The 5,300-nt window shown below is 72.3% G+C and carries 4 protein-coding genes; 2 read left to right on the forward strand and 2 right to left on the reverse strand.

Going from position 1 to position 5,300, the window contains the following annotated elements:
* Nucleotides 1-94: 94 nt before the first annotated feature.
* Entirely contained in the window at nucleotides 95-274 is a 180-nt protein-coding gene (locus tag ACFRCR_RS16515; protein ID WP_377679031.1) for a hypothetical protein, read from the reverse strand.
* 198 nt (nucleotides 275-472) lie between these two features.
* Between ACFRCR_RS16515 and ACFRCR_RS16520 the strand changes: the two genes are divergently transcribed.
* Nucleotides 473-1,276 carry a hypothetical protein gene (locus ACFRCR_RS16520; RefSeq protein WP_377679032.1) on the forward strand — a complete coding sequence of 268 codons (804 nt, stop codon included), beginning with the start codon at nucleotides 473-475 and terminating at the stop codon, nucleotides 1,274-1,276.
* 154 nt (nucleotides 1,277-1,430) lie between these two features.
* On the opposite strand, the gene arfB is transcribed toward ACFRCR_RS16520, so the two are convergent.
* On the reverse strand, nucleotides 1,431-1,868 hold the full coding sequence (gene arfB, locus ACFRCR_RS16525; protein ID WP_377679034.1) for an alternative ribosome rescue aminoacyl-tRNA hydrolase ArfB: 438 nt from the start codon (nucleotides 1,866-1,868) through the stop codon (nucleotides 1,431-1,433).
* Between the two features lie 227 nt (nucleotides 1,869-2,095).
* Here arfB and ACFRCR_RS16530 point away from each other — a divergent pair, with 227 nt between their 5' ends.
* A complete protein-coding gene (locus tag ACFRCR_RS16530) occupies nucleotides 2,096-5,239 on the forward strand; it encodes a DUF5979 domain-containing protein (protein ID WP_377679036.1) in 3,144 nt (1,047 codons plus the stop codon).
* The last annotated feature ends 61 nt before the right edge of the window (nucleotides 5,240-5,300 follow it).

The raw sequence follows: 5,300 nt of genomic DNA on the forward strand, positions 1-5,300 counted from the left end.
CGACGGCGCCGCTCCCCCCCTCAGCGGGGTGCCCGGACCTGCCCGCGACGCGCAGCGGGGCGGCCCCGGCGGGACCGCCCCGTAGACGCTCGGCTCAGTCGTTGAGCTTCTTGGCCTGCTCGGCGACCGTGTCGACGTGCTTGTCGACCGAGTCCGACGTGCGGCCCTTGACCAGATCCGCGACCTGATCGATGCGCTCGTCCGTCAGGGCCTCCTTGGCCTTCTCGACGAACCCGCCCAGGCCGCCCAGGGCGCCACCCTTCGACTCGCTCATGTCCTCGTCCTTCCCTCCGTTCCCGGCACCGGTCGGTACCGGGTCACTGCGTATCCTGCCCCGGTCAGCCCCTCCACGGGGCACATCACCCGCCATGGGGAGCGCTCCCCATTGCGGCGAGCACCCTCCACCCCCCACAGTTGATCTCGTGGCCACCGAGCCACCACTCACCCCACCACCCCTGAGGGAGCTTTCTTCGTGCGTCTCGTCCGCAGTATCGCCGTCCTGTCCGTCGCGTCCGTCGGGGTCCTCGGCCTCGCCGCCTGCTCGTCGGGCAACGACGCCCCTGCGTCCTCCTCGGCCGCGACGTCCGAGGGGGAGAAGGCCCCCGCGAAGGACTCGTCGTCGGACCTCACTGCCGAGAACTTCGTGCAGCGCATCACCGACGCGCAGCTCGCGGCGGGCAGCGTGACCATGGCGACCTCGACCTCGGTCGAGGGCACCAGCATGGACATGACCGGCGACATCGTCTTCAAGGACGGCTCGCAGAACCTCGCCATGACCATGACGGTCCCGGGCTCGGGCGAGATGCAGATCCGCTTCGTCGACGGCGTCTTCTACATGAACCTGGGCGAGCTCAGCCAGAACAAGTTCGTCGCGATCGACCCCGCCGACGAGTCCAACCCCATGGCGTCCCAGTTCGAGGGCCTCACCGAGCAGATGGACCCCACGGCGAGCGTCGAGGCGCTCGACGGCGCGATCAAGAGCGTCGAGAAGGACGGCGACCCCGTGGACGTCGACGGCGTCAAGGCCCAGCCGTACACGGTCGTGGTCGACACCACCCAGCTCACGGGTTCGGTGGCGGAGCAGGCGGAGGCTGCGGGCGCCGCTCTTCCCGAGACGCTGACGTACCAGTACTGGATCGACGGTGACGACCTCATGCGCAAGGTCGTCATGGACCTCATGGGGACGAGCATGGAGATGACGTTCTCCCACTGGGGCGAGGACCTGCAGGTCGTCGCCCCGTCCGCCGAGGAGATCTCGACCGAGCCGCTCTTCTGATCCGCAGCTCTCCGGGCCTCTGAGCCCGTCGAACGACGGCGGCGTGCCGGTCCACGGACCGGTGCGCCGCCGTCGTGCTGTCCCGCCGCCGGAACGGTGAGGCGGGCGCACGGGTGCGCGCCGCCGTCGGGCACCGCCGGCCGGTCGGGCACCGTCAGTCCGTGGGGCGACGGCGCATCTGCTTGGTCGTGGTCCGCTGCTTCTTCGCGGCGAGGCGACGCTCCTGCGAACCGCGCGTGGGGCGGGTCGCACGCCGCTGCCGCGCCGGCGGGGCGAGGCCGTCCGCGACGAGCGCTGCGAGGCGCGTCCGCGCAGCGGCCCGGTTGCGGAGCTGCTCGCGGTGCTCCGAGGCCGTCACGGTGAGCACTCCCCCGACGAGCCTCTTGTCGAGGCGCTCGACGAGGCGCGCGCGCTGCGCGTCGCTCAGGACGGCCGACGACGCGACGTCCCACGACAGCTCGACGCGCGAGTCCGTGGTGTTGACGCCCTGACCGCCGGGGCCGGAGGCGCGCGAGAACCGCCAGGTGAGCTCGGTGTCGGGGATCGTCAGCGCGGGGCTCACCACGAGACCTCGGTGCGGGGCTGTGGGCACCGGACCATCATCCCGCGTGGGCGGGGCGCGGGGGGACGCGGCGGACGGTCGCGCGGCGAGCGTTCGTCACCGCACCGGACAACACGTTCTGGTACGCACGTCTAAGTCTGTGACCGGTATCACCGGAATGTGGCGTCATGTCTGCGCACGGGCGATGTCTCCCCGGGAGTGTCCGGATCCGCCGGGCGCGCCGCGGCACCGCCGCGCGACGAAAGGACCCGTGAGACGTGACTGCCCTGCCCGACCGGAGGACGACCGGACGACGATCACCGGTCGCCTTCCTGCTGACCCTCCTCCTCGCGCTCGCCTCCGTGGTGACCACGAGCGCCCTGACCGCCCAGGCGGCGACGGGGACCCCGATCTCCGTCGACAGCATCTCGTTCAGCAAGCAGGAGTTCGCCGACGGCAGCACCCAGGAGCTCACCGTGCGGTGGAGCGTCCCCGGCGAGGCGACGAACCCCGTGAGCGTGACCGTCGACCTCCCGGCGGGACTCACCGGGCGCGCGGACCGGTTCGCGATGATCGCGCCCGACGGCGGCCCTGCCGGTGAGTGCGTCGTCGGCGCGACGACCATCACGTGCACGGTCGACCCCGCGTACGTCGACGGGCACGAGCTCGCCATGAGCGGAGAGTTCACCGTCCGGGCCGACGTCTGGCTCGAGAACCTCGAGACGGTCGAGCACGTGTTCGACTTCGGTACCGTCGACGGCCCCCTCACCGTGACCGTCACGCCCAACCCCGACCGCTGCACCCAGAGCTGCACCTACCAGGGCCAGGGCCAGGGCAAGTGGGGCTGGTACGACAACCTCACCGACACGATCACCTGGACGGTGTCGGTCCCCGCACCGAGCGACGGCATGCCCGCAGGCCTCGACGTCGTCGTCGAGGACCTGCTCGACCCCGCCGCGTACGAGCTGCTCGGCACGCCGACCGTCTACGAGGGCCGGTCCACGAGCTACGACCGGCTCGGCCGCGAGCAGGCCGACCTCCGGGCCAAGGAGCCCTCCGACGTCACCGTCTCCCCGGACGGGCTCCGGGTCGAGTTCACCTCGGTCGCCGGTGCCGCGGGCGAGTCCCTCCCCGCAGGCCACACAGGCCTGACCGGGTCGGTGTACCGCGTCGAGTGGACCGTGCGCGCCCTCGACGAGGGCAAGGCCACCACGTACGCGAACACCGCCCGGTACACGGTCGAGGGAGACGTCTCGCACGTCGTCACGGGCCAGGCCACGCGCTGGTCGGGCTCCGGCACCGTCGTCGGCCGCAACTTCGGCAAGCTCCAGCTCACCAAGGAGCTCCACGGCGACACGACCCTGACCTCGGCGTTCAGCGTGCGCTACACCGCGCTTCTCGACGGCAAGGTCACCGACGAGCGCACCGTCGAGCTGCGCGCCGGCGAGACCTTCCTCACCGACGAGCTCTTCAAGGGCACCACGGTCCGCCTCGAGGAGATCACACCCACCGGCCCGGAGAACGTCACCTGGGCCGACCCCGTCTTCGTCCAGCCGGACGGCACCACCTCCGAGCGCCTCGAGCTGACCTTCGGCGCCGACCGGTCGAACCTCGGTGGCGTCACCGAGATCCGCCTGGTCAACCGGGCGACCCTCGCCCGCGCGGGCGTCCAGGCCCACAAGGTCGTCGTCAACGACGACGGCCTCCGCCTCCCTCAGGACCTGTCGTTCACCCTGGCCTACGCCTGGGACGCCGTCCCCGGCCGCGGTATCGGGGCAGGCAGCGGCCGCGTGACCCTGCCCGCGACGGGTGACCAGGTCTCGGTCCCCGACCTCCCGGTCGGGGCGACGGTCCGCTTCACCGAGCCCGCCCCGACGAAGGTCCCGGGCGGCACCTGGTCGTCGCCCGCCGTCTCGCCCTCCGAGGTGCTCGTGACCGGTGCGAGCGGCACCGTGGACGTGACCGTCACCAACACCCTGACGCGCGACCTCGGCGCGTTCAGCGTCACCAAGCACCTCACGGGGGACGCGGCCGGGCTCGTCACCGACCCCACGTTCACGGTCCGGTGGTCCTACCCCGCCGACCTGTCCCAGGGCATCGACGAGCCGGGCACCGGCGAGGTGACCGTCACGGCCGGCGAGCCCGCGGTCGTGGTCGACCAGGTGCCCGCGGGCGCCCGCGTCACGCTCGCGGAGGTCCTCGACGAGGTGGAAGGCGGCACCTGGGGCGAACCGACGTTCAGCGAGCAGACGTTCACCGTGATCAAGGACGACGTCGTGGCCGTCGACCTCGACAACGTCATCACGCTGAACGCGGGGTTCGTCTCGGTCCGCAAGGCGATCGAGGGGACGGGCGCCGGGCTCGTGCCCGCCGACGACACGTTCGTCGTGCGCTACACGTACCCTGCGGGCACGGGCTTCGCGGCGGGTGACGGCCTGCTCGTCGTGCCGGCGGACGGCGAGGCCGTCACGAGCGGCCCCCTGCCCTACGGCGCCGTCCTGACCCTCTCCGAGCTCCCCCCGGCCGACGTCGCAGGAGCCACCTGGGGCGAGGTGGGCGTCTTCGCGCCCTCGGCCGTGACGATCGGCGACGGGACGACGAGCGAGGTCACGCTCACCAACGCGATCACGCGGGACGTCGGCGCGTTCGCGCTCTCCAAGCGTGTCGAGGGGTCCGGGGCCACGCTCGTCTCACCCGAGGACGAGTACACGTTCACCTACTCCTACCCCGCAGGGGACACCTGGTCGGCCCTCGAGCCGACGACGGTCCCGGTCCCCGGTGACGGCACCACGGTGACGGTCCGCGACGTCCCCGCCGGGGCCGTGGTCACGGTCAGGGAGAACTCCCCCGAGGCTGTCGAGGGCGGCACCTGGTCGGCCCCGACGTACGAGGCGGCGAACAGCTTCGTCGTCACGAAGGACGCGACCTACGCGCTCGACGTCGTCAACTCGATCGAGCGGACGACCGGGTACCTCTCGGTGCGCAAGGACGTCGTCGGCACCGGGGCGCACCTCCTGCCGCCCGACGCCGAGTTCGTCGTGCGCTACACCTACCCTGCGGGGGACGGCTTCGCAGCGGGCGAGGGTACCGTGGTCGTCGCAGCCGACGGCGTGCCCGTCGTCAGCGAGCCCCTTCCCTACGGCGCCCTCGTGACGCTCGTCGAGGAGGCGCCCGCGCCGGTCGCCGGTGCCACCTGGACCGAGGCCGTCCTCAGCACCGAGCAGGTCCGCGTCGGGGACGGCACCGTGGTCGGGGTCGTCGTGACCAACACGCTCGACATGAGCCCGGCACGCCCGGGGCCCGGCGTCGACCGGTTGTCCAACACCGGCGTCACGGTGCCGCTCGCACTCCTCGGGGGCGCGGTGCTCCTGGTCGCGGGCGGTGCGACGCTGCGGGTCGCCGCGAGTCGTCGCCGGTCATGACCCGCTGAGCCCTCCGCCCGTGCCGGCCGGCGGCGGGCGCGGGCGCACCGCTGAGGGTGAG

It is taken from the genome of Oerskovia sp. NPDC056781 (assembly GCF_042789955.1).
GTDB lineage: Bacteria > Actinomycetota > Actinomycetes > Actinomycetales > Cellulomonadaceae > Oerskovia > Oerskovia rustica.